At 33.0% G+C, this 3,322-nt stretch carries 5 protein-coding genes; 4 read left to right on the top strand and 1 reads right to left on the bottom strand.

Annotated features, from left to right (window positions below):
• The 4 genes from LJE08_RS13145 to LJE08_RS13130 form a co-directional block, all read left to right on the top strand.
• Window positions 1–515 (top strand): group II intron maturase-specific domain-containing protein (locus LJE08_RS13145; protein ID WP_275051321.1); only part of this gene is annotated, 515 nt, incomplete at its 5' end.
• Window positions 516–616: 101 nt separating this feature from the next.
• Window positions 617–1,741: an MATE family efflux transporter gene (locus tag LJE08_RS13140; protein WP_227403462.1), complete on the top strand. Its 1,125-nt coding sequence runs from the start codon at window positions 617–619 to the stop codon at window positions 1,739–1,741.
• Window positions 1,729–1,959, top strand: coding sequence for a hypothetical protein (locus tag LJE08_RS13135; protein WP_227403461.1), 231 nt, complete (start codon window positions 1,729–1,731; stop codon window positions 1,957–1,959). The genes LJE08_RS13140 and LJE08_RS13135 overlap by 13 nt, the downstream gene beginning before the upstream one ends.
• Window positions 1,959–2,459: an SGNH/GDSL hydrolase family protein gene (locus LJE08_RS13130; protein WP_117924066.1), complete on the top strand. Its 501-nt coding sequence runs from the start codon at window positions 1,959–1,961 to the stop codon at window positions 2,457–2,459. Before LJE08_RS13135 ends, LJE08_RS13130 begins: the two co-directional genes overlap by 1 nt.
• Window positions 2,460–2,470: 11 nt before the next feature.
• On the opposite strand, the gene LJE08_RS13125 is transcribed toward LJE08_RS13130, so the two are convergent.
• Window positions 2,471–3,034 (bottom strand): manganese efflux pump MntP family protein, encoded by a 564-nt coding sequence (locus tag LJE08_RS13125; protein ID WP_227403460.1) that lies wholly within the window; start codon window positions 3,032–3,034, stop codon window positions 2,471–2,473.
• Between the last annotated feature and the right edge of the window lie 288 nt (window positions 3,035–3,322).

The raw sequence follows: 3,322 nt of genomic DNA, 5'->3' as shown, positions 1-3,322 counted from the left end.
CACAAAGAGTATATGAAGCCGTTATTAAAAGAATGGAACTTTTTGGATTGGAACTATCCAAAGAAAAGACACGAATACTTCCGTTTGGAAGATACAGTGGTTCAAGAGAAATATTTGATTTTCTAGGCTTTACACATTTCAACAGTAAGACAAGAAAAGGCTACTATTCTGTAGGACATAAGATAAGTCGTAAAAAGAAGAAGCAATTTAAGTCAAACTTAAAGAAATGGGTCAAAGAAAATAGAAACACTCAATTTGACGAATTCATGAAGGCGTTGAACAAGAAACTTACTGGTAGTTTTAACTACTACAGTTTAAGTGGAATGATTCGAGAGGTAAGAAACCTTTGGCAACATTCACTATATGTAACGTTCAAATGGTTAAACCGAAGGAGTCAAAGAAGAAGTTTTAAATTGGAAAGGTTCTATGAAATATGGAATGATAGAATCATACACCCATATATCCATGTGGATATTTGGAGTAGTGACAAAGTCATATATAACAAGAATGTTTAAAAGTAACAGTGGGGAGCCGTATGCGGGAAAACTGCACGTACGGTTCTTAGAGGAGTTTATCTCCAACTGTTTCTATTATTTAAGAAGGAGTAAATTTACTTATGCGTAGTTATCAAGTGGATATGTGTAATGGTCCAATTTTTAAAAAGTTGATTATTTTTTCATTACCATTAATTTTGTCGGGCTGCCTGCAATTGTTGTTTAATGCAGCCGATATTATTGTGGTAGGTCGATTTACGGGAAATCAAGCGTTGGCAGCAGTTGGTTCAACAAGTGCATTAATCAATTTATTGGTGAATATGTTTATTGGTATTAGTGTTGGTGCAAATGTTGTATTGGGTAAATTTATTGGGGCTCGAGATGAGGAAAATACATCTAAAGCTGTACATACAGCTATTTTTATTGCCATCTTTGGTGGATTATTAATGGTGTTTGTGGGTTTCTTTTTTGCGAAACCCTTGCTAGAGTTAATGGCTACACCAGAAGATGTAATTGATTTGTCATCTTTATATATGCGTATTTATTTTGCTGGTATGCCATTTTTTATGGTTTATAACTTCGGTGCTGCCATATTTAGATCGATTGGGGATACAAAGAGACCACTCTATTTTTTGTTGATTTCTGGAATTGTTAACGTGCTATTTAATCTTTGTTTCGTAATTGTATTCGAAATGGGTGTTGCTGGTGTTGCTTTAGCTACGATTATTTCGGAAGGAATTAGTTCTGCTTTAATTCTATTATGTTTAAAGCATATGGATGGACCTTTACATTTTGAGTTAAAGGATATGCGTTTCCATAAGGAATTAGCTTTACAAATGCTGGAAGTAGGACTCCCAGCAGGGCTTCAAGGCATTATCTTTAGTATTTCAAACGTATTGATTCAATCAAGCATTAACTCTTTTGGCTCTTTAGTTATGGCTGGAAATACCGCCGCAAGCAATATTGAAGGCTTTGTATATACGTCTATGAATGCAGTTTATCAAACTTCTTTGTCGTTTACTTCGCAAAATTTTGGAGCAAAAAAATACAATCGAATTGATAAGATTTTATTAGAATGTTTAGTAATTGTTAGTATCGTAGGTCTTGTACTCGGGCAAGGTGCTTATTTCTTTGGCCAACAGTTACTATCTATTTATTCTAGTGATGAGCGTGTCATCCAATTTGGAATAATCGATTGGCTGTTATTAGTACAATGTATTGTTTATGTGGAATCATGGATACTTTAGTTGGAAGTCTTAGAGGAATCGGATATTCTATTTTACCAATGCTGGTATCTTTAACGGGTGTCTGTTTGATTCGTGTTATATGGATATTTACTGTATTTAAGGCAGTGCATACAACCTTCTCATTGTATATTTCTTATCCAATTACGTGGGTTATAACACTTGTGGCGCATGGTATTTGTTTTATGGTTGTGCGTAAGAAAATTCGTAGAGTGGCATAATGAAAAAGGTATTGTTTTTAGGGGATTCCAATACTTGGGGCTATGATCCAAGAGGATATTTTCAAAGGTATGATTTAACATACATTGATTATTTAAATGATCTTGTGCCTGGATGGATATTTTTTGAGGATGCGATCAATGGTCGTTTATTGCGAGATGTAAAAGAGGATACGTTCGATTTAGATTCGATTGATTTATTTTGTGTTATGTTGGGTTCTAATGATTTGATTCATTATTATGATGTTGATCAAATCCTTTCTTTTATGCATGAGTTAATTGATTCAATGGACAAAAGAAAGCTGTTGATTCTTTGTTCGCCAATTTTACAATTTGATGAATTTAGAGATGAAAGTATGAAACTGAATGAGGCGTATAAGGTAATGGGGGTTCCTTGTTTAGATTGTAATCCTTTAGATATGAGTTTTGATGGTGTGCATTTATCTGAAAAAGGACATAAGGAATTGGGTGTAAAGATAGCTGAGTATGTGAAAAGACTTTAACTGAAGTCTTGTTAGAAAAATAAATGTTCAATTAAGATTTTAATTCCTAATAGAATTAAGATGATACCACCTAAGTATTCAGCATATTTTTCAAATAAGCTACCAAGTTTTTTTCCAAATAATACACAAACAAATGAAAGAATAAATGTAGTGATGCCAATGGTAGTTATAGCTAAAAACAGATTGACTTTTAAAAAGGCAAAACTTACACCAACGGCTAAAGCGTCAATACTTGTGGCGATAGCTAAAAGAAGAATATTTTTAAATGGGATGGAGTGAATTTTTGCTTCATCTTCTTTTTCTTCTTTACCTTCGTGAATCATGTTGATACCTATCAAGCTCAACAAAATAAAGGCAATCCAGTGATCGATGGATTGAATGTATTCGGCAAAATGACTTCCGGTAAAATAGCCAATAGCTGGCATAAGTGCTTGAAAAAAGCCAAACGCTAGGGCTAGGATAAAGGCATATTTTTTTACTTGATCTTTATCCAGGCTCATACCTTTTGCCAAAGATACAGCGCTTGCATCCATAGCTAAACCAATACCAATAAATAAAATAGTAATAAAATCCATATTCCCTCCTAAAGTAAAAAGACTTATACGAAAAAAAAAGATGTCTTTTTTCGCATAAGTCTTGTTTGTAACGATAAGCCAAATCGATTGATCAGTGTGTTGACTTAAATGCTTACATAAGTAAGATAACTACTTCCTTATGGATGTGATTATATTACCAAAATCAAAATTTCTTTACAATGTAAAATAGTTATTGATATCTAACTGAAATGGATTATAATGAGGCAAAAGGAAGCTAACTATATAAAATTCAAGTATTTTTTATGAAAAAGTTTGAAAATACAAAAT

The organism is Holdemanella sp. DFI.5.55, from assembly GCF_020593575.1.
GTDB lineage: Bacteria > Bacillota_I > Bacilli_A > Erysipelotrichales > Erysipelotrichaceae > Holdemanella > Holdemanella hominis.
Note: the sequence above shows the minus strand (reverse complement) of the source record. Positions and strands in the feature narration are given on the sequence as shown.

Coding starts and splice junctions, on each gene's coding strand:
- LJE08_RS13140 (WP_227403462.1), top strand. CDS start 617: ATGCGTAGTTATCAAGTGGATATGTGTAATGGTCCAATTTTTAAAAAG.
- LJE08_RS13135 (WP_227403461.1), top strand. CDS start 1,729: ATGGATACTTTAGTTGGAAGTCTTAGAGGAATCGGATATTCTATTTTA.
- LJE08_RS13130 (WP_117924066.1), top strand. CDS start 1,959: ATGAAAAAGGTATTGTTTTTAGGGGATTCCAATACTTGGGGCTATGAT.
- LJE08_RS13125 (WP_227403460.1), bottom strand. CDS start 3,034: ATGGATTTTATTACTATTTTATTTATTGGTATTGGTTTAGCTATGGAT.